This is a genomic window from Azospirillum oryzae, from assembly GCF_900177515.1.
In the GTDB taxonomy this organism is placed as follows: Bacteria; Pseudomonadota; Alphaproteobacteria; order Azospirillales; family Azospirillaceae; genus Azospirillum; species Azospirillum oryzae_A.
The window spans coordinates 206,611-233,584 of the sequence record NZ_FXAK01000010.1 but is presented as its reverse complement, the minus strand read 5'-3'; the positions used below and the strand labels follow the sequence as shown (position 1 = coordinate 233,584).

Below are 26,974 nucleotides of genomic sequence, written 5' to 3'. Positions count from 1 at the left end.
CGGCCACACGCACGGCATCGGCGGCTGCGCCCGGCAGCCACCGTTGGAGAAGAGTCAGCGTCGGGGAAGATTGGAGCGCCGGCGGCCCGAACGCGCTACGCGCCCAGCAGTCCGCGGGCCTGCAGGTCGGCGAAACGGCCGGCATGGGCGACGCGGCCGCCGTCCAGGATCAGGATGCGGTCGGCGCCGCGGATGGTTTCCAGCCGGTGGGCGATGACGATCCGCGTGCAGTCCAGCGACGACAGGGTGCGGATGGTCGCCGCCTGGGTGGCGTTGTCCAGCGCGCTGGTCGCCTCGTCGAGGATCAGCACGTCGGGCTTGGTCACCAGCGCGCGGGCCAGCAGCAGCCGCTGCACCTGCCCGCCCGACAGCGTGCGCGACGCATCGGCGATGGGCGTGCGCACGCCGAGCGGCATCGCCCGGATCTCGTCGGCGATGGCGGATGCCGCCAGCGCGTCCCAGATTTCCGCCTCGGTCGCGTCGCTCAGGCCGCGCACCACGTCGATCAGCGCGCCGGGCGGCAGCTGCGCCCCCTGCAGCACGGTGCCGACCCGCCGCCGCAACAGCCCCAGATCGAGCGAGGAAAGGTCGTTGCCGTCATAGGTGACGCTGCCCACCCGCGGCCGTTCCAACCCCAGCAGCAGCCGGACGAGCGTGGACTTGCCGCAGCCCGACCGGCCGAGGATCGCCACATATTCGCCGGCGGCGATGCTCAGGTTCAGGTTGGCGAACACCGGGGTCTCGGCCTGGGCATAGTTGAAATACAGGCCGCTGACCGCGATCTGGCCGGACAGCCGGCCGGGATCGATCCGCCCCAGCGCCGGTTCCGGCGCGCAGCGCAGCACCGGATCGGCGAAGGCGCGGGCGGCATAGACCTGATAGAAGGCGCCGAACCCGTCGCCCAACGCCGCCGCCGCGCCGTTGGCGATCATATAGGCGGTCATCATCGCGACGATGCTGGCGCTGTCGGTCCCGGCGGAATGGAAGACCAGGAACAGCGCCGCCATCGCCAGCACCGGCAGGGCGGAATTGACCGCCGCCATCCGGCCCTCGATCTCCTGCACCTCCATGCGCTTCTCGCGCATGCCGATGAAGCGCTCCGACCAGTGGGTCAGCGCCCAATGCTCGGCGGCGGCCAGACGCAGCTTGGCGATGCCGGTCAGGAACTGCATCGCCAGGGAATCGGCCTGCCCGCTCAGCGCCTCGCCCACCTTGTAGACCCGCGCCCGCAGCACCGCCGACAGGACCGCCAGCCCCAGTTGCACCGCCAGCGCCAGCACCGCCACCACCGCGCCGCCGCCATGGAAGGACGCCATGGCGAAGATGCTGGCCACCAGCACCGCGCCGGTGCCGATGCCGGCGACGGTGAAGCCCTGCGCGGCCAGCGGCAGGGCCATCGCCATCCCCACCCGCGCCGCCATGTCGCCGGCCGAATGCTGGCGCAGCACCGGCATCGGCAGCCGCAGCACCCGGTCCCACAGGCCGGCATGCAGCCCGGCTTCGCGCATGGTCTGCATGCTCTGCCGCGTCACCTCGCCGACCAGCTGGACCACCAGCGTGACGGCGGCGACGCAGCCCAGCAGGATGCCAAGCTCCAGCAGGCCGCCATGGTCGCGCGCCGGCACCAGCGACGAGAAGGCGAACTTCATCCCGAACGGGCTGGCAAGGCCGAGCAGCGCGCCCAGCGCCGCCACCGCCAGGGTCAGCAGCCAGAAGGCCGGCGGGGTCCGGACGAACCGCATCAGCGACCCGACGGTCTGCGGCCGGTCCGGCAGCGGCTCCACCATGGTCCAGGCCGACGGCGACAGTCCGGCGGCGACCGGCGCGGTGACGCGGACCGGCCGGGCGTCCTCGCCAGCCAGCAGGTCATAGCCGCGCCCCTTCGGCAGCAGCGCCACCGGCCGGCCGTCCAGCGTCGCGCCGACCAGCGGGCCGAGCGGCCGGCGCCACCAGCCCTCCGTCAGCGTCACCGGCCGCATGTGCTGGCCGGAGGCGCGGGCGATCTCCTCCATCGTCGGCTGCACGTCGAGGTCGCGCTCGCGCAACAGGGTCGGGCGGCGCAGCCGCAGGCGGGGGTTGGTGCGGGCGGCGACCGCGCTCATCCCCGCGAACAGCGGATCGTGATGGCCGCCGTCCGCCGGCGCCGGCGGCTTGCGGGCATGGTCGAGCAGGCGCCCGGCCAGATGGACGAAGCGCTCGCCCTCCTCCGCCTCGCGCGCGCCGCGCAGCGACAGCCGCCCGGCCTCGTCGGCCTCGGCCAGACCGCGGGCGCCCATCAGCATTTCGCCGCAGGCCGCGGTCAGCGCATGGATGCCGGTCAGCGCGGCGGGCAGGTCGCGCGGCAGCGGACGGCGGCCGAAGACGATGCGCATCGGCCCCGCCGCCTTCAGCCACGCGCGCGGCGGCAGCGGCATGATGCCCTGGACGATCTCCTGCTCCAGCAGCAGGGCGCCGGGGGCTGGCACCGCGCACCACAAACCGGCCTCCTGCACCATCGCCAGCTGCCCGTCCGCCAGCTCGACCGCCGCGCCGCTGCGGGCCTGCCGGTCGATGCGCTCGGGATGCCAGAGGATGGCGGCGATGCCGGAGATCAGGGTGGACGACCACGCCTCCATCCCCGCCAGCAGGGCGTCCGGCTCGATCTCTTCCAGCGGGTCGGCGACGGCCTCCAGCCGCGACCCGGCGGCCGGCACGGCGATCAGCCCCTGCATGAAGGCATCGATGCCGACCAGCAGGCTGCCCGCCGGCAGGCGGCCGAGGAACAGGCGGGACCCGGCGTTGGCGCCCATGGCGGCGACGGCGAAGATGTCGGCCTCGCCCTCCTCCAGGAACCAGACCGACCCCGCCGGCTCCAGCGCCACGGCCGGCTGCTGGAAGGCGATGACGGGAGAGCCGGACACCTCCTGGATGTCGGAGTCCGGCAGGACGGCTTCGGCTGCGGTCGTCATCGGCGGCTCATCCGGTCAGGCCATGCTCAGCATCAGCGAGGAAAAGGCGCCCGCGCGGCGCGCCAGCTCGGCCGGCGGGCCGGACTCGACGATCTCGCCGCTCTGCATCACCAGCACCCGGTCGCAGTCGCGGATCGCCGTCAGCCGGTGGGCGATCACCAGCATGGTGGATCCCCGGCGGCGCAGGTTGGAGAGCAGCTGCGCCTGGGTGTGGTCGTCGAGCGCGGCGGTCGCCTCGTCCATCACCAGGATGCGCGGGTTCTGCACCAGGGCGCGCGCCATCTCGATGCGGGCGCGCTGGCCCCCCGACAGGTTGGCCCCGCCTTCGCTGACCGGAGAGGCATAGCCGTCGCGGCGGTCGATGATGATGTCGTGGATCACCGCGTCGCGGGCGGCGGCGAACAGCCGCTCGTCCGACACCGTCGGGTCCCACAGGGCGATGTTGTCGCGCACGCTGCCTTCGAACAGCGTCACGTTCTGGTCGACGACCTGCACGCTCTGCCGCAGCACCCGGCGCGGGATCTCGCGCAGCGGCTTGTCGTCGAGCAGCACCTCGCCCGACCAGGGCTCAAAGAGGCCGGCGGTCAGCAGCGCCAGCGTCGATTTGCCGGAGCCGGAGCCGCCGACCACCCCGACCCGCTCGCCCGGCTCGATGGTCAGCGACAGGCCGCGGATCAGCGGCAGCGCCCGGCGGGAATGGCCGAAGGTGACGTCGCGCAGCTCGATCCGCCCGGTCAGCCGGCGCAGCACGGCGGGGGCCTGCTGCGGCTGTGCCTGCCGGAACTCCTCGGCGATGGGATGCTGCATGGTGTCGTCGAGCAGGCGCAGGTAGGATCGCGCCTCCTGGATGCGGGCGCCAAGCTGGACGAGGCGCGACACCGGCGCCAGGAAGGCCGACATCAGCACCATGAATCCCATCATGGCGCCGATGGTCATGCCGCCTTCCGCGACGATGCCGCCGCCGACGGTGACCACGGCGGCCGACGCCACCCCGCCGACGAAGGCCGGCAGCAGCCGCAGAACGGCGCGGCGCAGCATCAGCGACTGGCGGATGTTCAGCACGCGGGCATGGCGGGCGACCAGCCGCTCGAACAGCAGCCGCTCCGCTCCCGCCGCGCGATAGGTCTCGATCATGCGCAGCCCCTGCTTGGCGTCGGCGCCCTCCTGCGCCGTCTCGTTCAGCAGGCGCTGCTGCCCCTCCTCCAATTGCCGCGACAGCAGGGCCAGCGCCAGCGCCAGGCTGGCGGCGGCGGCCACGGCGACCAGCGCCAGCGCCGGCTGGTAGAAGGCCATCGCCGCCAGATAGGTCAGCGCGGTCAGGATGGCGAACAGGCAGCCGCCGATCTCGCCGGCCAGCAGCTCGGCCAGACGGTCGCTCTGCATGATGCGGTCGGCGACCGCCGCCGGCCCGCGCTGGCCGAAGAAGCCCATCGGCAGCCGCAGCACCCGCTCCATGAAGCCGATGCCGCCCAGCAGGGCCAGCCGGGTCTCCAACCGGTGCAGCACGCTCTTCTGCAGCCATGTGAAGGTCAGCGTGACCGCGCCGACCATCAGCATCGCGCCGATCAGCGGGGTCATCCAGTCGGCCAGCCCGCCGACCAGCACGCTGTCCATGAAGATCTGGCGGAAGGCGGGGAACAGCATGCCGGGGATCGCCAGCAGCAGGCTGAGCGCGGCGGCGAACCACACCGCCCCCCAGGATTTGCGCAGCCGCCGAGCGAGGCCGCGCAGCGCGCTGGGGGCGGACCCGCCCTTGCGGAACTCCGGTCCCGGCGCCATCAGCAGGGCGATGCCGGTGAACTGGCGGCGGAATTCGGCATCGTCGACGCGGCGGCGTCCGCGCGCCGGATCGTTCAGATACCACCAGCGCCCGCGCCGCCCCTCCAGCACCAGGAAATGGTCCATGCCCCAATGCAGGATCATTGGCCCGGCCTGTCCCTGCAGACCCTCCGGCTCGGTGCGCACGCCGCGGGCCTGGAGCCCGAGTTCGCGCGCGGCCTGGACCAGATTGGCGGCGCGGCTGCCGTCGCGCGAGATGCCGCAGCGCTCGCGCAGGTCCTCCAGCGTCAGCCAGCGGCCGTAATGGGCGGCGACGATGCCGAGCGCCGCCGCGCCGCATTCCGCCGCCTCGATCTGCAGGATCGACGGGGTGCGCATCTCAGGCTCCGGACGGGGCCGGCGCCCCTGCGGGCATCTTGCCCGCATCCGCCTGCGGCGCCACGTCGGTCAGATCCAGCCGCAGCCATTGCTGAAGGATGGGCAGGGCCAGCGCGATCAGCCGGACCTTCTGCACCGTGATCTCCACCGACACCAGCGTGCCGCCATCCATCGAGAATTTCGGCGGATTGCCGGTGGACCAGCGCAGCGCGCCGGCCGGGTCGCGCTCCAGCCGGATCATGATCTCGAAGGGGGTGCGCAGCGTCTTCTGGAATTCGCCGACCAGCGCATCGTTCTGCAGGGTGCGCAGCATGCCGACGCTGCTGGCGGGGGTGTCGGCCACGCGGTCGACCCGCCCGATCAGGTGTCCGTGCTCCTCCTTGCGGACCGAGGCCGGCGACACGTCGGCCTCCATGCCATGGCGCAGCTTCTTGCCGTCCTGCGCCCCGACATAGACCAGGGCCACCAGATCGCCACCTTGCCCGGCCAGCGCGCCGTCGCGCTCGATGCTGACGATCGGCGCGCCGCTCGACACCACCTGCCCGATGTTCGCCTTCGCCTCCACCACCCGGCCGCCATAGGGCGACAGCACGGCGGCATAGCGCTTCAGCCGGTCGCGGGCGGACTCCACCGCGCGCGTGGCGGTCGCCACCCGCTGCTCGGCGGCCAGCATGTCCTTCTCGCGCTGGGTCTGGCGGCGGGCGGCGTCGAGCGTCATGGTTTGCAGTTCGTTGCGCTGGGCCTCCAGGTCGGAGCGGATGGTGAACAGCTCGATCTTGGCGGAGATGGCGCGGTCGCGGGTGATCAGCCCGCGGTCGGCGAGCTGGCGGACCAGCTCCTCGCGCTCGGTCATCATGCGCTGGCGTTCCTGCAGCGACGCGATGTTGCCGTTGACCGCCTGCTCGCGCGCCTGCCGCCAGACCTCGTCGGCATGCAGGTCGCGCTCCTGGAAGCGCCGCATGTCGTCGCGGGCGGCGACGGCGTCCTGCAATTCGCCCTCGGCCTCCGCCAGCCGCAGCTTCTGCTCGCTCTGGTCGACCAGCGCCACCACGTCGCCGGGGTGGATCACGTCGCCCGGCTTGAAGCGGATGTCGTTGATCCGGCCGCTGGATTCCGACACCACGTCGATGACGCCGGCCGGGCTGACCAGGATGCCCTGCCCGGTGACCTTGATCGGCACGTCGGTGAAGGACGCCCAGACCACGACGCCGACGACCAGCAGGGCCAGCGTGACGCAGAAGGCCAGCACCGGCGGCCGAACCACCTCCAGCGCATCGTCCACCTGCGACACGGAGGTGGCGGCCTCCGCGGCTTCGGCCCGGAAGCTCGCCTTGCCGCCATCCTTGCCGGTATTGCCGCCGGAAGCGGCCGGATCGCCGCCCCCGGCCGGCGAAGCCGCCGCAACCGGCCGTTCCGCCTGCCGTTCCGCCGTCGCGCTGTCGCTCATGCCGCGATGCCGTCCGACAATCCGCCCGGCATCACCACTTCTTCATCTTCTTCTTGATGGAGTTGGTGACGCTCTTCGCCGTGTTCGACACGCTGTTGACGGTGCTCTGCGCCGTGCTCGACACGTCGTGGACCGCCGTCTGCGCGGTGTTGCTGACCGTGCTGGCGGTGTTCTGCGCCGTGTTGGACACCGTGTGCGCCGCGTCGGTCACCGCCGGGGCCGCGGTGGTCGCCACCGACTGCGCGGTGTTGGCGACCGTGTGGGCGGCGTCGGTGACGGCCGGCGTGGCCGCGGTCACCGCCTGGGCGCCGGCATGTTCCAGCGGGGCGGTGTTGACGGTGACCTCCTGGCCCACCGTGACGCCGCCGATGCCGATCGCCGCCGTGGCGCCGAGCCCGAGCGTGACATGGCCGTCGGAATAGCCGGCGGTGACCTCGGTGCCGGCACCGACCGAGCCGGAATCGATGACGCCGACCGTGGTGGTGCTGCTGACGTCGTTGTTCCCGGCGGTGACCGAGGCCGTGACCTCCACGTAATTGCCGGCATAGGTGCTGACGTCGCCATGGACGCCGCTCGCCCCGATGGAGCCGCTGACCTCGGCGCCGGCGCCGACCGCGATGGTCTGGGTGACCGTGCCCTCCACCGTGACGCCATGGCCGACATTGCCGCCGACCGTGGTTTCGGTGGTCACCGAAACGCCGACCGAGCCGGATGCCGAGGCTTCCACCCCGGTGTAGGACACCGAGACGCTGGCGCTGCCGCTGACGCCGGCCTCATAGCTGATGGTCTGCGTGACCGGCCCGTTGGTGACCGTCACGCTGCCGTGGCTGCCGGCGAAGCCGTCGGCCGTCGCGGTGACGCCGCCCGACCCGACGGTGACGCCCGCCGACCCGCTGGCGCCGGCCCCGACCTCGGTCGTCACGGTGGCGCCGCCGATGTCGTGGCTGCTGGAGGTGGAAACGCCGACGCTGCCCGACGCGCTGGCGACCTCGACCCCGACGCTGACGCTGACTCCGTTCTCATCCTCCTGCGCATGGCCGGACTGGGCGTTGGTCGAGCCGGTTCCGCCCACCACCACCAGAAGCTCGTCATCGGAAATTTCGACCATCGCCGCCTGCGTCTTGCTCATGCCTGCAATCCCTGGTTATTGGATGATCGGAAGTCATTCGCCCCGGCATTGGCTGCCGCCGGGATCCGCGCAAAGTTTGCGCCAAATCCTTTGTATGGGTACTAACCGTTCTGGGTAATCCCATGTTTATGGGAGATCTGGAGAAACCGGGATTTTCGCAAGTTCTGGTGGCGCCGAACCGATGCCTGCTCTATCGGATGCTTTAAAAGTCCGGCAGGCGGAATGGCAGATCGATGACGACGCGGGTACCAATCGCACCGGTGACCAGGGTCAGGTCGGCACCCAGCGACGCCGCGCGCTGGCGCATGTTGTTCAGCCCCTTGCCGGGCCTCGCCGCAATGCCGTCCGGAATGCCGCGGCCCTCGTCCCCGACGACGATCCTGACCGCGAACTGCCCCTTGCTCTCGGAGGCATTGTCCGGTGCCGGCGCCATGACGATGCTGACCCGGCGGCAGCCGGAATGGCGCACCGCGTTGGTCACCGCCTCCTGCAGGATGCGGAACAGGGTCAGGGCATGTTCCGACCTGAGCCCCTCGATGTCGGGCAGCGGCGCCATCTGCCAGTCGAGTTCCATCCCCTGCGCCTGCAGCTGGGGACCGATGCGCTCGTGGAACTGCGCCAGCATCATGCCCAGGTCGTTGCCGACATCGTCCAGCGACGCCACGACCAGCCGCAGGTCGTCCAGCGCCTGCCGGGCCGCCGCGCCGATGCGGCGGTAATCATGCTGCGGCAGCTCGCACTGGGCGACGATCGACACCAGCTGCCCGGCCAGCCCGTCATGCAGGTCGCGGGTCAGGCGCAGCCGTTCGCTTTCCAGCGCGACGGCGCGGGTCTGCGCCTGTTCGCGGGCGAAGCTGGCCCGCAACTCGGCCTCCGCCGTCGCCACCTCGCGCCGCAGGATGTCGTTGAAGCGGCTGACTTCGCCCAGCGCCTTGGCGAACCGCCACATCAGCGTCGCGCTGATCACCGTCATCAGCAGCGGCGCCATGTAGCGGGTCATCGACGGCACCCGCAGGTCGAGAACACCGGTCACCGCCAGAATGTCGTGGCCGGCCATCATCACGATGACGATCAGGCCGCCAAGCACGAGCTGGGCGGCGGCATGGTTCCGCCGGATCGCCGCCGACAGCACGATCCAGCTCGACCAGCCCAGCATCGCCACCGCCCAGGGAATCACAAGGACGAGCCACAGCCACGCGAACCATGGCTGCAGCCGGGCCGGGTCGACTGCCGCGAGCAGGAACGCGCCGGCGACCACCGCCGGGATCACCAGCAGCCAGCGGATCGGAACCGCCAGCTCACGCCCGACCAGACGGGACATCACGAAGGGCAGCAGCGCCCCCTGCCACTGGCCGGCGAAGTTGAGGACGCGATACAGCCGCTCCAGCCCGTTCGGTTCGGTGTTGAACATCGGCAGGCCCTGGAGCACGCCCAACCCCAGGATCAGGCTCATCACCAGATGGATCGGCTCGTCGCGATGGCCGGCCCACACGATCAGCAGCGACAGGCACAGGGCCGCCTGCCACGCCACCAGCAGGCGCGGCAGCGTGACCATCATCCATTCGCGCTGGCTGTAGGCGGGGCGAAGCAGACGGTCTGGGCCCACCACCACCGTGTCGAGAAAGCCGCCGGACTGGCTCCAGGCCGCGATGCGGACGTCGATCCGGTTCTCGCCGTCCCGCAACAGCGGCTTCGGAATCGGCTGGATCAGCGGCAGCGACTGGTTGACGACCACGTCGGACTGGATGGTCCCGCTGTCGACCAGCAGCGCCCCGTTCAGCCAAAGCGTCGCGCGCCCGGACAGGATCGGCACATAGATCGACCAGAGATCCCCGTCGCCGGGATAATCGCCCGGATCATAGCGGAAAGTCAGGCGGAACAGGCCGGAACAGCCGACCGGATCGGGAACCGCCTTGCAGCGGTACGGCAGCGGGACGGCGACGGCCTCCGGCGGCATCGTCCCGGGCGGCGGACTGTCCATGTCCAGGTCCATCGCCAGCGGGACGAAGGTCGCCTCGGCAATGGCCAATCCGCCCTCCGGCATCTCCGGGGTCGCCGTCACCAGCACGAGGCCGAGAATCGCGGCCAACCCGTAATACAGAAGCAGCAGCGGGCCGCGGCCTCTCAGCCATGCCCGCAGGCTCCCCGCCAGGGACGGGCCGGACGCCGGCAACCCGGCGATATGCTGGCTCAAATTCGCCTCAAGGCGTCAGTCCGACAGCTTGATGATTCTCCGCTCCACCGCAGTGTAGACCGCTTCGCTTCGGGAATTAACCTCAAGCTTGCGGTAGATGTTCTTGATGTGGCTGGGAACCGTCTGCCGGCTGATGCCGAGCCGGGCGGCGATGTCGTTGTAGGTGAAGCCCTTGGCGATGCCCCACAGGATGTCCATCTCGCGCGGGGTCAGGGCGGGCGGCGCCTCCTCCGCCATCACGGGCGGAGCGGTCTGGGTCTGCCGGATGATGTGGCGGGCGATGGAGGCGGAAATCGGCGACCGGCCGTTTGTCAGGTCATGGATCGCCGCGATCAGGTCGATCGGCCGCGCGTCCTTCAGGATATAGCCGGAGGCGCCGGCCCGCACCGCCTGCATCACCGACGGCTCGTCGCCCAGGACGGAGATCACCATGATCTCGGTTTCCGGCATGCGTTGCCGCACCTCGCGGATCAGATCGCTGCCATGGCCGTCGGGCAGCTTCAGGTCGGTCACCAGCACGCCCGGACGGCCGCTCTCCAGCGCCGCGCGCGCCTCCGCCAGCGTTCCGACCGAGGCCTGCAGGCGGATCCCCTCGCCGGCGGCCAGCGATGCGGCCAGGAAGTCGCGGGTCGGCGCGTCGTCCTCCACCAGGACCACGGAGATGACGCCGCCGGCATCGGCGGCCGATCGTGCCTGATCCACTGTGACGACCCCATGCGGACTGTCGGATCGAACCTTCGATTCGGAATTCATCATAGCGGGCCGCAGAGGCAAATCGCCATACCATGAAAACGGGATGCCTTTCCCGGTATGCAATCTGCCACCATGCACCGCACCGCCGCCACGGCGACCGCATCCGGGACCGCCCCAAAATGACCACGCCGCCCAACCTCCTTGCCGCTTCGCCTGCCGACAGCGAACCGCCCGCCGAGGCGCTGGAGGACTGGCGCCGCATCGTCGGGCCGGAGCATGTCCGAACCGCGGTGGCCGAGCGGCTGGACTGGGGCCGGCGCACCTTCGCGCCCGATGTCCGGGTGTCGGCCATCGTCAGTCCGGCCGATGCCGATCAGACGGCCGCCTGCCTCGCCGTCGCCACCCGGCACCGCCTGCCGGTCCATCCGGTCAGCCGCGGCGCCAACTGGGGGCTGGGGTCGCGGGCGCCGACGCGGGACGGCGCGGTGGTGCTCGACCTCCGGCAGCTCGACCGCATCTCGGGCTTCGATGGCGAGCGCGGGCTGGTGCGGGTGGAGCCTGGGGTGACCTTCCGGGCGCTCGCCGACTTCCTGGCGGAGCGGACCGACCGCTTCTTCATCCCCGTCATCGGCGGCCCGGCGGAGGCCAGCGCGCTCGCCAACGCGCTCGACCGCGGCGACGGCAGCATGGGCGAGCGCTGGACCTCGCTGTGCGAGCTGGAGGTCGCCCTGCCGGACGGCCGGCGGCTGCGGACCGGCTGCGGGCCGCTGGGGGCCGACCGCACGGTGGGGCTCGACCCGGCGCCGGCCGGACCGCTGATCGACGGGCTGTTCAGCCAGTCGAACCTCGGGGTGGTGACAAGCGCCGTCATCCGGCTGGAGGCGATGCCCAGCGACCTCGCCATCCTGTCGATCGACATCGGCGGCCTCGACGCCCTGCCCGCCTTCCTGGAGCTGTGGCGCGACTGCCAGTGCGAGCAATCCCTGCCCGACCGGTCGCTGACCCTGTGGAACGGCATCAAATGGCTGGCGCTGGACGATGTCCGCGCGGCCGTCCCGACCGACCGGCTCGCCCCGGCCGCCCTCAACGAGTGGCATGCCTCCGCCCTGATCCGCGCGGAGTCGCCGGAGGTGCTGGAGGCCCGCGCCGGCCGACTGTCCCGGCGCTTCGCCGCGGTGTCCCAGACGGTGGAACTGGACATCGCCCGGCGCGACGGCGCCTGGATCGAGGGGTTCGAGGATTGGCTGGGCGTGCCGGACGGACGCAACCTGCGAACGGTCTATTGGCGCAAGGACCGGCACCCCGACCTCGCGACAGCCGATCCCGACCGCGACGGCTGCGGTCTGATCTGGCTCTGCCTCGCCTTCCCCTTCGAGTTCGGGGCGCTGGCCGATTACCTGAGCTGGGCGCGCGACCGGCTGGAACAGGCCGGCATCGACCTCAATGTCGGGATCGAGTCCAACGGCTTCCGCTGCCTGCTGACCTATTTCACTCTTGGCTTCGACCGGATGATGCCTGGTGCGGACGAGGCCGCCCTCGCCGCTTACCGGGATCTGATCGGAACCGCCCTGGAAAGGGGCTTCGCGCCCTACCGGCTGGCGAACGGCCTGCCGGTGCCCGAGGCGCTGCGCCGGTCACCGGCCGCGACCTTGCTGACGGAACTGCGCGCGGCGGGCGACCCGGCCGGCATTCTGTCGCCGGGCCGCAACGGCATCGGCTGAGCCCGCTCCCAAAGGAGGCGGCCCAAATCAGGCGGGCCACTGCCGCCACAGCTTGGCCGCGCAGACCACCAGCGGCACCGACAGGGTCGCCCAGCACAGCCAGTCCCACACCCCGTCGCCCAGGATGGCGGCGGCAAGCCCGATGACGGAGAGCACGGCCAGCGCGGCCGGAATGCGCCAGACGCCGGTCATGCCTTGCTCCCCAGCTTGGCCTCGGACGCGTCTCGCCCTGCCGACACCGCCCGCGCCCGCGGCCGTTTCAGCCAGACGATGAAGCCGGTCACCGTCACCACCCCGGTGACGATGGTGAACAGCGCCCAGACGATCTGCAGCGGCAGCCCGCCGTAATCGCCGAAATGGAACGGCCCCGACAGCATCAGCACCGTCATGTACCAGGGCGTGCCGGCCGCCTCCGCAACCACGCCGGTCTCGGCGTCCACCAGGGCGACGCTGAGCAGCCGCTGGGTCAGTTCGGTGTGGCCGCGCACCATCACGCTGAAATGGCGGCTGCCGGCATATTCGTTGCCGGGATAGGCGATGAAGGCCAGATCCTTGCCGGGAAAGGCCGCCAGCCCGGCTTCGGCCACCCGGTCGATCGACACCATGCTTCCGGTCATCGGCTCCGGATGGCGGGCGGTCATCGCCGCCAGCTCGGTCTTCTGCCAATAGCCGGTGATCAGCGGCGAGAAGGACAGGATGGCGCCGGTCAGCCCGACGACGAAGGCCCAGACCAGTGTCGCCACGCCGAACAGGTTGTGCAGGTCGATGTTGCCGATCCGCGTCCCCCGGCCGAAGCGCAGGATGCCGAAGGCCAGCTTCTTCATGAAGGGGCCGTAGACGACCAGCCCGCTGACCGTGCTGACCACGAACAGCAGCCCCATCACCCCGACGAACATCTGCCCGGCGAAGCCGGTGAACAGGTCGACATGCAGCTTCAAGAGGAAGCCGACCAGCGTCTCGGTCGGCTGCTTCAGCATCTGGTTGGCGCCGGTGAAGCCGTTCAGCACCACCCAGCGCCCCAGCTCGAACCCGCTCTCCTCCGGCGGTCCCAGATAGATGTAGTTGACCGCCTTGTCCTCCGGATCGAAGGACAAGAGCTTGGGCTCCAGCTTGGGGTCGGCCTTCCGCGCGATATCCACCAGCGACTGGAGCGGCAGGCGGGCCTGCCCCTCCGTGTAGCTGCTGTCCAGCTCCTCCCCCATCAGATGCTGGATCTCGTGGTGGAACACCAGGATCAGCCCGGTCACGCAGAGGATCAGCAGGTTCGCCGAACAGATCAGGCTGGTCCAGCGGTGGACGAGGCGCCAGCCCCGCAGGCTCGCAGGCGTCATGACGGCTTCCTTTGCCAATGGGGACGGAGGGACGGCAAGGGGCTTACCAGCGATAGCGCAGGCCGGCGGTCACCGTCCGCTGATAGCCGTAGGCGCACCACTCGCCGTAATAGCAGGAGGCGACATACTCCTTGTTGAACAGGTTCTTGCCGTTGACGGTGACCTCCGCCCCCTGGAGCTTGGAGGACAGGGCACCCAGGTCGTAGGACACGGTGGCGTCCACCAGCGTGAAGGACGGCACCTTGAAGGTGTTGGCCGTGTTCATCGTGCTGCCGGTGAAGCGCACGCCGGCACCGACGCCGAGACCGGTCAGCGCGGTGCCTTCCGGCATGTGGTACATGGCCCAGGCCGACGCCTGATGGCGCGGCACCGCCGGCAGCCGCTTGCCCTCTAGCCCGTCATTGTCCTTGGTGTATTTGGTGTCGAGGTAGGTGTAGGTGCCGATCAGCTCCAGGTCCTTGGTCACGCCGACCTTGGCCTCCAGCTCGATGCCGCGCGACCGCGCCTCGCCGCTCTGGACGGAGAATCCGGGGTGGGCGGGATCGCTGGTCGTCAGGTTGCTGCGGGTCAGGTCGAACACGGCCGCGGTGAACAGGCTGTTCATGCCCGGCGGCTGGTACTTCACGCCGACCTCGTACTGGGTGCCTTCCTCCGGCTTGAAGGGCGTGCCGGCGAAATCGACGCCGCTGCTGGGCGTGAAGGACTCGGCATAGCTGACGTAAGGCGCGATGCCGTTCTCGAAGACGTAGGTCAGGCCGGCGCGGCCGGTCCAGGCCTGATCGGACCGGGTGCTGCTGCCGAAGGCGGAGCTTGAGGTCGTCTTCGCCCAGTCGCGACGCCCGGCCACCGTCAGGATGAAGCCGCCGAGCCGCATCTGGTCCTGCAGGTAGACGCCGGTCTGCCGCCCGTCGATGTCGGTGCGGTTGGTTGCCGGCGGGGTGACGGCGATGCCGTAGACCGGGTTGAACACGTCGAGCGACGGCGCCAGCCCGAAACCGGCGGCGTAATGGCCGTCGAGCCGCTGGTAATCGACGCCGGCCAGCAGCGTGTGGCCGACCGGACCGGTGGAGAAGCGCCCTTCGATCTGGTTGTCGAAGGTGTAGCTGTTCATCTCCTCCCGCGAGGTGGCGATGCCGCGGTAAAGGGTGCGGTAGTCGGGCGCGAGGCCGTTGGCGTACAGGCTGTCGTAGGCGACCTTGGCATGCAGCCAGCGCCCGTTCAGCCGGACGGTCCAGACGTCGCTCAGCTTCTTGTCGAAGGCATAGCCGACCGAGGCCTGACGGCGGTCGAACTTCTCGTAATTCGGATCGCCGTCATAGAAATCGACCGGGATTTTGCCCAGCGGGTTCGACAGCACCGTGCCCTGCGGCGGGATGCCGCCATAGGAATTGCCCTTCGGGTCGTGCTGGTAGAAGCCCAGCAGGGTCAGGCTGGTCTCGGCATCCGGCCTCCAGGTGAAGGAGGGGGCGACGGCGATGCGCTCGTTCTCCGTCATCCGGATCTGGCCGTCCTCGCTCAGGCCGACGGCGGTCAGGCGGTAGAGGAACTTGCCGTCCTTGTCGATCGGGCCGGAGAAGTCGGCGGTGCCGCGCCAGTGGTTGTCGGTGCCGTATTCGACCCCGACCTCGTTCAGCGCGGTGGCGGTCGGGCGCTTGGAGACCTGATTGATCAGGCCGCCGGCCGGCGACTGCCCGTACAGCACGGAGGTCGGGCCCTTCAGAACCTCCGCCCGTTCCAGCAGATAGGGGTCGATCTGCGGTGCCGCGTAGTAGAGCGACTGCAGCTTCAGCCCGTTCAGATAGGTGTCGGCGTCGAAACCGCGGACCTTCAACTGGTCATAGCGGGTCGCCACCGCGCCGCGCGTCTCCGCCGTGACGCCGGCGGTGTAGCGCACCACCTGGTTCAGCGTCTGGGCGTTCTGGTCGCGGATCTGGTCGGCCGGGATGACCGAGATCGACTGCGGCGTCTCGATCAGCGGCGTGTCGGTCTTGGTGCCGGTCGCCTGCTGGTTGGCGACATAGCCGGTCACCGGCGACAGCGCCGTTTCCCCCTGCCCGGTCACCGTCACCGCCGGTATCTGCAGCGCGGCGCCATCGGAGCCCTGCCCCCCGGCACTCTGGCCCCCGACGCTTTGCGCCCCCGCCACCGCCGGCACCATCAGACCGCCCAGCACCACGGCGCCGAACGCCGCCCCACGCGACACCCGGCCGCCCTCAACCCGTTTCTTCACTTGCTTGCCCCCGGCACGAATAAGAATCATTCGCAGTAAGCAGCCCTCATAATGCAACTCATTCTCAAATTCAACGCCTATTCGCGTATGTGCAGCGACAATCGCATCCTGCTGGCGGCCCCATCATCGGCAAGCCGCCACCGGCGCCGTGAAGGCGCGCACCGGCCGGGCGCAGGCGGCCGGCTCATTGACTCGACCTGCTTAACCCATCATATTGATTTTCGATGGATATTTTCGCTGGATGACAAATCGTGACGGCGCCGATGAACGGAACCTTGCCGATGCGGATTCTCCACGACCTGCACCGCAGCGGCGTGGCGACGGTCGCGTCCGGTGCGCTGGTCGGGCGTTATGGGTCCGCATCGACGGTAAGCCGTGCACTGAGGAAACTCGTCGCCGCGGAGAAGATCGAACCCATCCAGCGTGGCCTCTACCGCGTCCTGCCGGAAGGGGAGCCGCGTCTTGCCTTCAATCGGGCCTGGAGCAATCCCGCCGGCAGGTTCGACCCCGACCACCTGATCGCCATGACGCTTGCCCGGCCGACCTTCAGGGACGTTGCCCGGCTTTGCAAAGCCTACGGCGTTCGTCGGGTGCGCCGTGTCCTGAACGACCTCGAAGCGGAGAAGGATGTCCCGCCCGTCCTGGCGTCGGAGTGGCGGCATCGCCTGGACAACATCGAGAAGGGGTTCCGCGATGCTGCGCGTCGACTGTCTGCCGGACGAAACCAAGCGGCTGCTTGAGGCGATCTCGTCCTGTCAGAAAATCCGTGAATGGCAGGCAGGTAGTCAAATTTCAATAAACCGACAGCATGCCTCACCACAAATTATATAACTGCAACGCCAACCACGTCATTATGGATCTAGACATGGATACGGAATACGAATTGGAGCTACGGAGACGACTTGAAATACTCAAAACGCAAATGGCGGATGGACGGGTAAAGTTTCTTCCGCATGTTTTTGAATCCATTAAAGACAGCATGCTTGCAGTTCGTTATGGGTTGGATGGTCAAATTGATCTCTCCACAGTAGATGCGAGCGTGCGAGCATTAGCAATGACCGTTACGGTCATGAAAGATCGTGAAGACGCCAAGAAAGCAGTTTCTCTTCATGATTTACAAAGAGGGTATTTTGAGACCATTGAGGTCAATTTTGGTCGATACCATCGCATAATGGTCAATAAAAAATTGACACCGCATGATGTCGCGCGTTCTATCTCAAACAACCAGGATTTGGTTGAAGAAATTTCTTCCAGCTTTCCAGATTTCCTTAATTGGGTAGAGAAGCTATGGGAAAGTGCGAGCGATATTGCGTCGATTCACATTGAAGACACTCGCGCCCTTAAGGCTGTCTTTGGTGGAGACCTATTCCCATCCAATCAGCGTAATATCGCATCTTCATGCGGCGTATATGTCGATACGATTGTTCTTCCGGATCCTTTTATTCGGACAAAGATGTTTCTGACCAGTGACAATAAGTCAAAAGCTGTTTATTATCTAATCAAACACGCGCTCAATCTTCTCAACTACAAAGAGCTTGCGCTTGCCGACGTCAACCCACCCATGGTGGTCGTAGTTCCCGACCGATCCCTGATCGAACAAAGTGAGGACAAGCTTCTTGCTGATGTTTCAGAACAGGACACAATCACCCATGTTAATCGCCTTTTTAGACAAACATTCTCGACCATTGATGACGCGATGGATTTTGTGAAGCCTCTTCTAAAGGCTGAGCAAGCAATTCGAGCAGTCAAAGACCGGTCGCGTGTCCTGTTCGATACAGAACTAAGGGAGCCTTTGGAGCAACAACTTCAAGAATATCTTGACGAATATCTTTCCCCGCTCGGATATAAACACGCAGGACAAGCACTCGTTCTTCATGCTGCCGGCAGAATGCGCCAAGCAAATGATGTGCTATTGCGCAGCCGTTATTTGGGCGGTGTTCCCTTGATCGACGCACCAACATCATGGAAATACTTCCAATGGAAATTGGAATATGACGCCGGAAAAATCGACCACGATAATATGGTTAATCTTCATCTATCCAAGGCACTGCAAACAGCCGCCGATGGAGAAATGACTTGGCTCGGCAATGTACCGCCGGTCGCGTTGGTGGAAATGCGCAAGGTAGGCGCGATTAGCGAGCTTCGCCAAATGTTGTCGGCGGGAGTAGCGGAGATGGTCGAAACAAATCCGTCTAACTTTCACCGCACAAGCGATCAGGTCATTCATAACCTTCAAAGCGCGTTTGATGCACATCGCAAGGAGTTAGCGGCTCTCAAAGGTAAGAAATGGCGTTTTGCGGGCATCGATCTAGGAACGTGCGTGGTACGTGGGGCGGTCGAGATTGCTTCCGCGTGTGGCGTACCGGTTGTCAGTTTGATAAAAACCGCACTGGAAGAGGTGGTCGATGCCCCCAAAATCAAGGAAATTCCTGAACGATATCGGCAATTGAAGGAAGAGGATAAGCGGCTGAAGAGGTCGCCGGTTGGTATCCTCTTCCGTCACCAGAAATGAGCCAGTTTAGCTTCCTTGGTTTGAGTTCTAGGTCAAAAAATTTTCTCCGCCCCCCCCGACGAATCGCTCCCGCCGCCCCGTATCAGGAACGAACAGCAAGACCGGGGCGGCCGAAAACGCCGTCCGGTCGGGCGTTGGGGCAAGGGTCGGAACAGGTCATGACGATTCGTTGGAAGCCGGTGGTCACCGGTGTGGTTCTCGCCGGTCTGGTCGGCGGCGTCGGCTACGCGGTCCAGCAGAAGCTGGCAACCCAGGCGGCAACCCAGCCGGGCCGCCCCCCGGCCGGTGCCCGCAACAGCGTGGTGGCGGTGCAGGCCGGCACCGTGGCGCGGGAGGATGTGCCGATCTGGTTCGACGGCATCGGCACGGTCCAGGCCTTCAACACAGTCACCGTACGCGCCCGCGTCGATGGCGAGCTTCAGCGCGTCTCGCTCCAGGAAGGCCAGCTGGTCAAGGCCGGCGACCTGCTGGCGACCATCGACTCCCGCCCGCTCCAGGCCCAGCTTGCGCAAGCCCAGGCGAAGAAGGCGCAGGACGAGGCGCAGCTGGCCAACGCGCGGCGCGACCTTGAGCGCAACATGAACCTGAAGGAGTTCGCCTCGCGCCAGACGGTCGACACCCAGCGCGCGCTGGTCGCCCAGTACGAGGCGCAGATCCGCGCCGACGAGGCGGCGATCGAGGCGGTGCAGGTCCAGCTGAACTACACCACCATCACCGCGCCGATCAGCGGCCGCATCGGCCTGCGCAACGTCGACCAGGGCAACGTGGTGCGGGCCAGCGACCAGAACGGCATCGCCACCATCACGCAAATCCAGCCCATCGCCGTCCTCTTCACCCTGCCGGAAAAGCAGCTGCAGGCGGTGCTGGCCGCCCAGGCGCAAGGGCCGGTGACGGTCGAGGCGCAGGACCGCGAGGGCCGCCGCGTGCTCGACACCGGGTCGCTGGCGGTGATTGATAACCTGATCGACACGGGCACCGGCACCATCCGCCTGAAGGCCGAGATGCCGAACGACCCGCAGAAGCTGTGGCCCGGCCAGTTCGTCAATGTCCGCCTGCTCTCCACCATCCGCCGCGGCGCCACCACCGTGCCGGCGACCGTGGTGCAGCGCGGCCCCCAGGGCACCTACGCCTACGTCATCAAGGACGACCTGACGGTGGAACAGCGCCCGATCAAGGTCGCCCGCCAGGAGGAGAACAAGGCCATCATCGACGAGGGCCTGACCCCCGGCGAGCGGGTGGTGGTCGACGGCCAATACCGCCTGCAGCCCGGCTCGAAGATCCGCATCGTCGAACCCATCGCCTCGGCCGCACCGGTTGGCGCCGCTCCCGCCACCCCCGCTCCGGAGGCCGCCCCCGCCAACCGGCCGCAGGACCAGCCACACGACCCGGCCGCGCGCGAGGAACGGCGGCGCGAACGGCAGCAGCAGCGCGAGAACAACGGAGGCGGCAACGCCCCCACCCCAACCACCTCGCGTGAGGGACGGCAGCCCTCATGAACATCTCCGCCCCCTTTATCCTGCGGCCGGTCGCCACCGGTCTGCTGATGCTGGCGGTGGTGCTGCTGGGCCTGCTGGGCTACAGCACCCTGCCGATCTCCTCGCTGCCGACGGTCGATTTCCCGACGGTGCGCGTCACCACCCAGCTGCCGGGTGCCGCCCCCGACGTGATGGCCTCCTCGGTCACCGCGCCCCTGGAACGCCAGCTCGGCCAGATCGCCGGCATCTCCTCGATGGTGTCGACCAGTTCCTTCGGGCTGTCGGTCATCACCCTGCAGTTCGACCTGACCCGCGACATCGACGCCGCCTCGCAGGACGTGCAGTCGGCGATCAGCGCCGCGTCGGGCACGCTGCCCAAGGGCCTGCCCAACCCGCCGGTCTACGACAAGGTCAACCCGGCCGACACGCCGATCATGGTGCTGGCGCTGAGTTCGGACAGCCTTCGCCTGGAAACCGTCAGCGACGCCGCCGACACGCTGCTGGCGCAGAAGCTGTCCCAGGTCGACGGCGTCGGCTATGTCGGGATCGAGGGCGGCCTGCGCCCGGCCGTGCGCGTCCAGGTCAATCCGGCCGCCGTCGCCGGCCTCGGCCTGACGCTGGAGGATGTGCGGACCACCATCACCCAGGCCAACGTCAATGCGCCGAAGGGCAGCTTCGACGGGCCGCGCCAGTCCTGGTCGATCAGCGTCAACGACCAGATCGAGAATGCCGCCGCCTACCGCCCGATCGTCGTCGCCTACAAGAACGGCGGCCCGGTGCGGCTGACCGACATCGGCACCGTGGTCGATTCGGTGGAGAACACCCGTCTCGCCGCCTGGCACGACGGCAAGCCGGCGGTGCTGCTGAACGTGCTGCGCCAGCCCGGCGCCAACATCATCGACACGGTGGACCGCATCCGCAAGCTGCTGCCGTCGCTGCAGTCCAGCCTGCCGCCGCAGATCCACATGGCGGTGCTGACCGACCGGACGGAGACCATCCGCGCCTCGGTGGTGGATGTGCAGAAGACGCTGGTGCTGACCGCCGGGCTGGTGGTGATGGTGATCTTCCTGTTCCTGCGCAAGGCGTGGGCGACGGTGATCCCGGCCGCCGCCCTGCCGCTGTCGCTGATCGGCACCTTCGGCATCATGGCCCTGTGCGGCTTCAGCCTGGACAACCTGTCGCTGATGGCGCTGACCATCGCGTCCGGCTTCGTCGTCGACGACGCCATCGTGATGATCGAGAACATCGTCCGCCACATCGAACAGGGCGAAAAACCGATGCAGGCGGCCCTCAAGGGCGCCCGCCAGATCGGCTTCACCGTCGTCTCGCTGACGCTGTCGCTGATCGCGGTGTTCATCCCGCTGCTGTTCATGGGCGGGGTGGTCGGCCGGCTGTTCCGCGAGTTCGCCATCACGCTGTCCATCGCCGTGCTGGTGTCGGCGGTAATCTCGCTGACGCTGACGCCGATGATGTGCGCCCGCCTGCTGAAAGCCGAAACCGAGACCAAGCCCAACCGGCTGTTCCGCTGGACCGAACGCGGCTTCGACGCGCTGCTGAACGGCTACGCCGCCTCCCTGCGCGTCGTCCTGCGCCACCAGCCGGCGACGCTGCTCTTCACCATCGCGACGCTGGCCGCCACCCTCTACCTGTACGACGTGGTGCCCAAGGGTTTCCTGCCGCAGCAGGACACCGGCGTCATCATCGGCGTGACCGACGCCGCGCCCTCCATCTCGGTCAAGGCGATGGCGGAGCGCCAGCGCGAGGTCGCCGACATCGTCCGGCGCGACCCCGACGTGGCCGGGGTGGCGAGCTTCGTCGGCACCGGCACGGTGAATGCCACCACCAACACCGGCAACCTGACCATCGCGCTCAAGCCGCGCGACCAGCGCAACTCCTCGGCCGAGGAGATCATCGCCCGCCTGCGCGCCGCGACCGGGGACCTGAAGGGCGTGTCGCTGTTCATGCAGGCGGTGCAGGACGTGCAGATCGACAGCCGCGTCAGCCGCACGCAATACCAGTACGTCCTTCAGGACGCCGACCCGCGCGAGCTGGAGAACTGGACCCCGCGCCTGCTGGAAGCGCTCCGCGCCCGCCCCGAACTGACCGACGTGGCGAGCGACCAGCAGCCCGACGGCCTGCAGGTCTACCTGACCATCGACCGCGACGCCGCCAGCCGCCTGCATGTGCTGCCCCAGGCCATCGACGACACGCTCTACGACGCCTTCGGCCAGCGGCAGGTCTCGACCATCTACACCCAGACCAACCAGTACCGCGTGATCCTGGAGGTCGAGCCGTCCTTCCAGATGGATCCGGCGTCGCTGTCCAAGATCTATGTGAAGGCCAGCGGCAGCACCAACGGAAACACCGTCGTGCCCCTGAATGCCGTGGTGTCGGTGGAGCGCAGGACCGCCCCGCTGGTCATCACCCACCAGGGCCAGTTCCCGTCGGTCACCCTGTCCTTCAACGTCGCTCCCGGCGTCTCTCTCGGTGCGGCGGTGGCGGCGATCCAGGAGGCGCGCGCCGGCATCGGCATGCCCGACACCGCGACCGCCCGCTTCGCCGGCACGGCCGCCGAGTTCCGCTCCTCGCTTGACACCCAGCCCTGGCTGATCCTGGCGGCGGTGGTCGCGGTCTACATCGTGCTGGGCGTGCTGTACGAGAGCACGATCCACCCCATCACCATCCTGTCGACCCTGCCGTCCGCCGGCATCGGCGCACTGCTGGCGCTGATGGCGACCGGCCACGACCTGTCGCTGATCGCGCTGGTCGGCATCGTCCTGCTGATCGGCATCGTCAAGAAGAACGCCATCATGATGATCGACTTCGCGCTGGAGGCCGAACGTCACCAGGGCATGGCGCCGGAACGCTCGATCTACGAGGCGTCGCTCCTGCGCTTCCGCCCGATCATGATGACGACCATGGCGGCCCTGCTGGGCGCCCTGCCGCTGGCGCTGGAGAACGGCACCGGATCGGAACTGCGCAAGCCGATGGGCATCGCCATCGTCGGCGGCCTGCTGCTCAGCCAGGTGCTGACGCTCTACACCACGCCGGTGGTCTATCTCTACATGGACCGTCTCGGCAACCGGCTGGGCCGCTGGCTGCGGCCGTGGCGGCGGAAGGAGGTTTCGGAAGCGGGCAACGACCCAGATACCGTCCAGTCTCCCGGCCGGGCGGCGGCGGAGTAGCCGGCCATGCTTCCCGCAAATCTTCTCCCCTCCGGCGCCTCGCTCTCCGCCCCCTTCATCCGGCGGCCGGTCGGCACGTCGCTGCTGATGGTCGGGCTGATGATCCTCGGCATGGTGGCCTACCGCTTCCTGCCGGTGGCGCCGCTGCCGCAGGTGGAATTCCCCACCATCATCGTCACCGCCTCCCTGCCCGGCGCCAGCCCGGAGACCATGGCCGCTTCCGTCGCCACGCCGCTGGAACGCCGCCTCTCCCGCATCGCCGGCGTGTCGGAGATGACCTCCAACAGCAAGCTCGGCAGCACCACCGTCGTCGTGCAGTTCGAGCTGAACCGCGACGTGGAAGCGGCGTCGCGCGACGTGCAGGCCGCCATCAACGCCGCCGGCGGCGACCTGCCGGCCGACCTGCCGAGCCCGCCCAAGATGCGGCGCATCAACCCGGCCGACGCGCCGGTGATGACGCTGGCGATGACCTCCACCACGCTCGCCCCGGCGGAGCTTTACAATCTCGCCGACAGCATCATCGGCCAGCGCCTGAGCCAGATCGAGGGGGTGGCCCAGGTCTCCATCAACGGGGCGGAGAAGACGGCGGTGCGCGTGCGCGTCAACGCCGCCGCCGCCGCCAACATGGGCGTCAGCCTGGAATCGATCCGCAGCGTCATCGCCCAGGCCAATGCCAACGGCCCGAAGGGCAGCTTCGACGGCACTCACGAATCCTGGTCGATCGGCGCCAGCGACCAGCTGTTCGGCGCCGATGCCTACCGCCGGCTGATCGTCACCGAGAAGAACGGCGCCACCATCCGCCTCGGCGACGTCGCCGAGGTGATCGAGGCGCCGGAGAACAGCCGCACCGCCGCCTGGCAGGACGGCCAGCGCGCCGTGCTCATCAACATCCAGAAGCAGCCCGGCTCCAACGTGGTCGACACGGTGGACCGCATCCGGGCGGAGCTGCCGACCCTGCGCGGCTGGATGCCGCCGGGGGTCAGCCTCGCGGTGCGCACCGACCGCACGCCGACCATCCGCGCCTCCATCGACGACGTGCAGAAGACGCTGGCGGTCACCGTGGCGCTGGTGGTGATGGTGATGGCGTTGTTCCTGCGCCGGCTGTGGGCCACGGTGATCCCGGCGGCCTCGGTGCCGCTGTCGCTGGCCGGCACCTTCGGCGTGATGTGGATCGTCGGCTACAGCCTGGACAATTTCTCGCTGATGGCGCTGACCATCTCGGTCGGCTTCGTGGTGGACGACGCCATCGTCGTCATCGAGAACATCGTCCGCCACATCGAAAAGGGCGCCCGGCCGTTCGAGGCGGCGGTGAAGGGCGCCCGGCAGGTCGCCTTCACCGTGATCTCCATCAGCCTGTCGCTGGTCGCCGTCTTCATCCCCATCCTGTTCATGGGCGGCATCCAGGGCCGGCTGTTCCGCGAGTTCGCCGTGGTGCTGTCGGTCGCCATCGCCGTCTCGGCGGTGGTGTCGCTGACGCTGACCCCGATGATGTGCGCCCACCTGCTGGAACCGGAGGCGGAGCGCAAGCCCCCCGGCCGCCTCGCCCGCGCGCTCGGCTGGGTTGGCGACCGGCTGTTCGGCCTCTATGCCGGCGGCCTCGACTGGGTGCTGGCCCACCGCCGCACCATGCTGGCGGCGACCTTCGCCATCATCGGCGTCAGCGTCTGGCTCTACGGGCAGGTGCCGAAGGGCTTCGTGCCGCAGCAGGACACCGGTCTGCTGATCGGCTTCAGCGACCCGCCGCCCGACATCTCGTTCCGCGCCATGGTGACGCGCCAGCGCGCGCTGCAGGATGCCGTTTCCGGCGACCCGGCGGTGGACAGCGTCGGCGGCACCATCGGCGGCGGCGGTCCCGGCGGCACCTATTCCGGCCAGATCTACATCGCCCTGAAACCGAAGGCGGAGCGTGAGGATCTCGCCACCGTCACCCAGCGGCTGCGCATGCGCGCCGGCAAGGTGCCGGGGGTGCAGCTCTACCTGATGCCGGTGCAGGACATCCGCGTCGGCGGTTTCCAGGGCCGCAGCCAGTACCGCTACAGCCTGCAGGATTCCGACATCGGCGCGCTCAACGAATGGGCGCCCAAGCTGGTGGAGAAGATGCGCACCCTGCCGGAGCTGGTCGACGTCGCCAACGACCGCCAGAACGGCGGCATCCAGGCCAACGTCATCGTCGACCGCGACGCCGCCGCCCGCCTCGGCGTATCCTTGAGCAGCCTGGAGGCGACGCTCTACGACGCCTTCGGCCAGCGGCAGGTCTCGACCATGTATCTGGCGCAGAACCAGCACAAGGTGGTGCTGGAGGTCGCGCCGTCCGAGGCGCTCAGCCCCGACGACCTGAAGCGCATTTATGTGACGGGGCGCGACGGCATGGTGCCCTTGTCGGCGGTGTCGCGCGTCGTCATCGGCAATCAGGCCGCCAGCATCCAGCACCAGAGCGGCTTCCCGGTCGCCAATCTGACCTTCGACCTCGCCCCCGGCGTCTCGCTGTCCCAGGCGACCGAGGTGATCCAGCGCGCGGCCGAGGACATCGGCATGCCCGCCAGCATCCGCGCCGGCTTCCAGGGCGACGCGCGGGCCTTCCAGCAATCCTCCTCCAGCCAGCCCTTGCTGATCCTGGCGGCGCTGATCACCATCTACATCGTGCTGGGGGTGCTGTACGAAAGCCTGATCCACCCGCTGACCATCCTGTCGACCCTGCCGTCCGCCGGTCTGGGGGCGCTGATCGCGCTGATCCTGACCGGCTACGACCTGTCGATCGTGGCGCTGATCGGCATCATCCTGCTGATCGGCATCGTCAAGAAGAACGCCATCATGATGATCGACTTCGCCCTGGAGGCGGAGCGGGAACGCGGCCTGTCGCCCCTGGAGGCGATCCGCGAGGCCGGACTTGTCCGCTTCCGCCCGATCATGATGACGACGATGGCGGCGCTGCTGGGCGCCGTGCCCCTGGCCTTCGATTACGGCACCGGCGGCGAGATCCGCCGCCCGCTCGGCATCGCCATCATCGGCGGCCTTCTGGTCAGCCAGATGCTGACGCTCTACACCACGCCGGTGGTCTATCTGACCCTGGAACGGCTGGCCCTGCGGCGCACCCGCCGCGCCGCCATCGCCGCCCCGGCGGAATAGGGGGCGGCGGATGGGTGTGCTGATCCTCGGCGATAAATGCCCTCTCCCGCCCCGGGAGAGGGAGGGGACCCGCGCCGAAGGCGCGGGGAGGGTGAGGGGTGTCCCAAGACTCCTAGACCGCATGGTTCCTTGGATCACCCCTCACCCTTCCCAAGCTCCGCTTGGGCCCCTTCCCTCTCCCGGGACGGGAGAGGGAGCAATATCCTCGCACCCCTGGCGCCCCCTCGCTCTCTTGGGCATAGTTCTCGCCCACGGCATGAGCGGAGCCCCGGTGATCGAGGCCAGCGACACGGACGACGAGTTGATGGCCCGCGTGGCCGGCGGCGACGCCGCCGCCTTCGACCGTCTGGCCGCCCGCCACATGCGCCGCGCCGTGGCGCTGGCCCAGCGGATGACCGGCAACCCGTCCGACGCCGACGAGATCGCGCAGGAGGCCTTCCTGCGGGTCTGGCAGCATGCCGGCCGTTGGGACGGGGCGCGCGCCGCCTTCACCACCTGGCTCTACCGCATCGTCATGAACCTCGCCATCGACCGTGGCCGCCGCCCCGGCTGGTCGCCGCTGGAGGAGGCCGGCGATCCGCCCGACGAGTCCCCCGACGCGCTGACCCGCATCGCCGAGCGCCAGACCGCCGAGCGGGTCAACCAAGCGCTGGCCGCCTTGCCCGACCGCCAGCGCGCCGCCGTCGTGCTGTTCCACCAGGAGGGGCTCAGCCTGCGGCAGGCCGCCGAGGTCCTGACCATGAGCGAAAGCGCCTTCGCCTCGCTGCTGGCCCGCGCCCGCGCCGCGCTGAAATCCGCGCTCACCGCCGCCGACGCCCGATGAGGA

General features: G+C 68.5%; 17 protein-coding genes. 8 read left to right on the top strand and 9 right to left on the bottom strand.

Annotated elements, in window-relative coordinates; translation table 11 throughout:
* Positions 1 to 95 precede the first annotated feature (95 nt).
* From B9N97_RS32840 to B9N97_RS32815, 6 genes are all read right to left on the bottom strand, one after another.
* Positions 96 to 2,948 (bottom strand): ATP-binding cassette domain-containing protein, encoded by a 2,853-nt coding sequence (locus B9N97_RS32840; protein WP_085092025.1) that lies wholly within the window; start codon positions 2,946 to 2,948, stop codon positions 96 to 98.
* Between the two features lie 15 nt (positions 2,949 to 2,963).
* Positions 2,964 to 5,105: a cysteine peptidase family C39 domain-containing protein gene (locus tag B9N97_RS32835; RefSeq protein WP_167393468.1), complete on the bottom strand. Its 2,142-nt coding sequence runs from the start codon at positions 5,103 to 5,105 to the stop codon at positions 2,964 to 2,966.
* Position 5,106: 1 nt separating this feature from the next.
* On the bottom strand, positions 5,107 to 6,552 hold the full coding sequence (locus B9N97_RS32830; RefSeq protein WP_085092023.1) for an NHLP bacteriocin system secretion protein: 1,446 nt from the start codon (positions 6,550 to 6,552) through the stop codon (positions 5,107 to 5,109).
* A 31-nt stretch (positions 6,553 to 6,583) separates the two neighbouring features.
* Positions 6,584 to 7,681 (bottom strand): RodZ family helix-turn-helix domain-containing protein, encoded by a 1,098-nt coding sequence (locus B9N97_RS32825; protein WP_085092022.1) that lies wholly within the window; start codon positions 7,679 to 7,681, stop codon positions 6,584 to 6,586.
* A 202-nt stretch (positions 7,682 to 7,883) separates the two neighbouring features.
* Positions 7,884 to 9,875, bottom strand: a complete 1,992-nt coding sequence (locus B9N97_RS32820; protein ID WP_143266974.1) for a sensor histidine kinase — start codon at positions 9,873 to 9,875, stop codon at positions 7,884 to 7,886.
* A gap of 15 nt (positions 9,876 to 9,890) precedes the next feature.
* Complete coding sequence (locus B9N97_RS32815; RefSeq protein WP_244561060.1) at positions 9,891 to 10,577, bottom strand: response regulator; 687 nt, start codon at positions 10,575 to 10,577, stop codon at positions 9,891 to 9,893.
* A 170-nt stretch (positions 10,578 to 10,747) separates the two neighbouring features.
* Here B9N97_RS32815 and B9N97_RS32810 point away from each other — a divergent pair, with 170 nt between their 5' ends.
* Positions 10,748 to 12,289, top strand: a complete 1,542-nt coding sequence (locus B9N97_RS32810) for an FAD-binding oxidoreductase (RefSeq protein WP_085092020.1) — start codon at positions 10,748 to 10,750, stop codon at positions 12,287 to 12,289.
* 27 nt (positions 12,290 to 12,316) lie between these two features.
* On the opposite strand, the gene B9N97_RS35830 is transcribed toward B9N97_RS32810, so the two are convergent.
* The 3 genes from B9N97_RS35830 to B9N97_RS32800 are packed head-to-tail and all read right to left on the bottom strand — an operon-like array spanning position 12,317 to position 15,850.
* The gene (locus B9N97_RS35830) at positions 12,317 to 12,481 is read right to left on the bottom strand and encodes a hypothetical protein (protein WP_167393467.1); all 165 of its coding nucleotides are present in this window, start codon (positions 12,479 to 12,481) and stop codon (positions 12,317 to 12,319) included.
* Positions 12,478 to 13,620: a PepSY-associated TM helix domain-containing protein gene (locus B9N97_RS32805; RefSeq protein WP_085092019.1), complete on the bottom strand. Its 1,143-nt coding sequence runs from the start codon at positions 13,618 to 13,620 to the stop codon at positions 12,478 to 12,480. Before B9N97_RS32805 ends, B9N97_RS35830 begins: the two co-directional genes overlap by 4 nt.
* A 43-nt stretch (positions 13,621 to 13,663) precedes the next feature.
* Positions 13,664 to 15,850 (bottom strand): TonB-dependent siderophore receptor, encoded by a 2,187-nt coding sequence (locus B9N97_RS32800; RefSeq protein WP_244561059.1) that lies wholly within the window; start codon positions 15,848 to 15,850, stop codon positions 13,664 to 13,666.
* Positions 15,851 to 15,901: 51 nt separating this feature from the next.
* Here B9N97_RS32800 and B9N97_RS35420 point away from each other — a divergent pair, with 51 nt between their 5' ends.
* The 7 genes from B9N97_RS35420 to B9N97_RS32775 all read left to right on the top strand — a co-directional run bounded on the left by B9N97_RS35420 (position 15,902) and on the right by B9N97_RS32775 (position 26,971).
* Positions 15,902 to 16,105, top strand: coding sequence for a hypothetical protein (locus tag B9N97_RS35420; RefSeq protein WP_143266972.1), 204 nt, complete (start codon positions 15,902 to 15,904; stop codon positions 16,103 to 16,105).
* Complete coding sequence (locus B9N97_RS32795; RefSeq protein WP_143266971.1) at positions 16,102 to 16,590, top strand: hypothetical protein; 489 nt, start codon at positions 16,102 to 16,104, stop codon at positions 16,588 to 16,590. The genes B9N97_RS35420 and B9N97_RS32795 overlap by 4 nt, the downstream gene beginning before the upstream one ends.
* Positions 16,591 to 16,715: 125 nt before the next feature.
* Positions 16,716 to 18,362, top strand: coding sequence for a hypothetical protein (locus tag B9N97_RS35415; RefSeq protein WP_143266970.1), 1,647 nt, complete (start codon positions 16,716 to 16,718; stop codon positions 18,360 to 18,362).
* A gap of 158 nt (positions 18,363 to 18,520) precedes the next feature.
* Positions 18,521 to 19,858: an efflux RND transporter periplasmic adaptor subunit gene (locus B9N97_RS32790; protein WP_085092016.1), complete on the top strand. Its 1,338-nt coding sequence runs from the start codon at positions 18,521 to 18,523 to the stop codon at positions 19,856 to 19,858.
* Complete coding sequence (locus B9N97_RS32785) at positions 19,855 to 23,022, top strand: multidrug efflux RND transporter permease subunit (protein ID WP_085092015.1); 3,168 nt, start codon at positions 19,855 to 19,857, stop codon at positions 23,020 to 23,022. The genes B9N97_RS32790 and B9N97_RS32785 overlap by 4 nt, the downstream gene beginning before the upstream one ends.
* Before the next feature lie 6 nt (positions 23,023 to 23,028).
* Entirely contained in the window at positions 23,029 to 26,148 is a 3,120-nt protein-coding gene (locus B9N97_RS32780) for an efflux RND transporter permease subunit (protein WP_085092014.1), read from the top strand.
* A 271-nt stretch (positions 26,149 to 26,419) separates the two neighbouring features.
* Positions 26,420 to 26,971 carry an RNA polymerase sigma factor gene (locus B9N97_RS32775; RefSeq protein ID WP_085092344.1) on the top strand — a complete coding sequence of 184 codons (552 nt, stop codon included), beginning with the start codon at positions 26,420 to 26,422 and terminating at the stop codon, positions 26,969 to 26,971.
* Positions 26,972 to 26,974 lie beyond the last annotated feature (3 nt).

Bases quoted from the DNA above. Each gene is read 5' to 3' on its own strand.
- B9N97_RS32840 (WP_085092025.1), bottom strand. From the start codon at position 2,948: ATGACGACCGCAGCCGAAGCCGTCCTGCCGGACTCCGACATCCAGGAG.
- B9N97_RS32835 (WP_167393468.1), bottom strand. From the start codon at position 5,105: ATGCGCACCCCGTCGATCCTGCAGATCGAGGCGGCGGAATGCGGCGCG.
- B9N97_RS32830 (WP_085092023.1), bottom strand. From the start codon at position 6,552: ATGAGCGACAGCGCGACGGCGGAACGGCAGGCGGAACGGCCGGTTGCG.
- B9N97_RS32825 (WP_085092022.1), bottom strand. From the start codon at position 7,681: ATGAGCAAGACGCAGGCGGCGATGGTCGAAATTTCCGATGACGAGCTT.
- B9N97_RS32810 (WP_085092020.1), top strand. From the start codon at position 10,748: ATGACCACGCCGCCCAACCTCCTTGCCGCTTCGCCTGCCGACAGCGAA.
- B9N97_RS35830 (WP_167393467.1), bottom strand. From the start codon at position 12,481: ATGACCGGCGTCTGGCGCATTCCGGCCGCGCTGGCCGTGCTCTCCGTC.
- B9N97_RS32805 (WP_085092019.1), bottom strand. From the start codon at position 13,620: ATGACGCCTGCGAGCCTGCGGGGCTGGCGCCTCGTCCACCGCTGGACC.
- B9N97_RS35420 (WP_143266972.1), top strand. From the start codon at position 15,902: ATGCAACTCATTCTCAAATTCAACGCCTATTCGCGTATGTGCAGCGAC.
- B9N97_RS35415 (WP_143266970.1), top strand. From the start codon at position 16,716: ATGGATACGGAATACGAATTGGAGCTACGGAGACGACTTGAAATACTC.
- B9N97_RS32790 (WP_085092016.1), top strand. From the start codon at position 18,521: ATGACGATTCGTTGGAAGCCGGTGGTCACCGGTGTGGTTCTCGCCGGT.
- B9N97_RS32785 (WP_085092015.1), top strand. From the start codon at position 19,855: ATGAACATCTCCGCCCCCTTTATCCTGCGGCCGGTCGCCACCGGTCTG.
- B9N97_RS32780 (WP_085092014.1), top strand. From the start codon at position 23,029: ATGCTTCCCGCAAATCTTCTCCCCTCCGGCGCCTCGCTCTCCGCCCCC.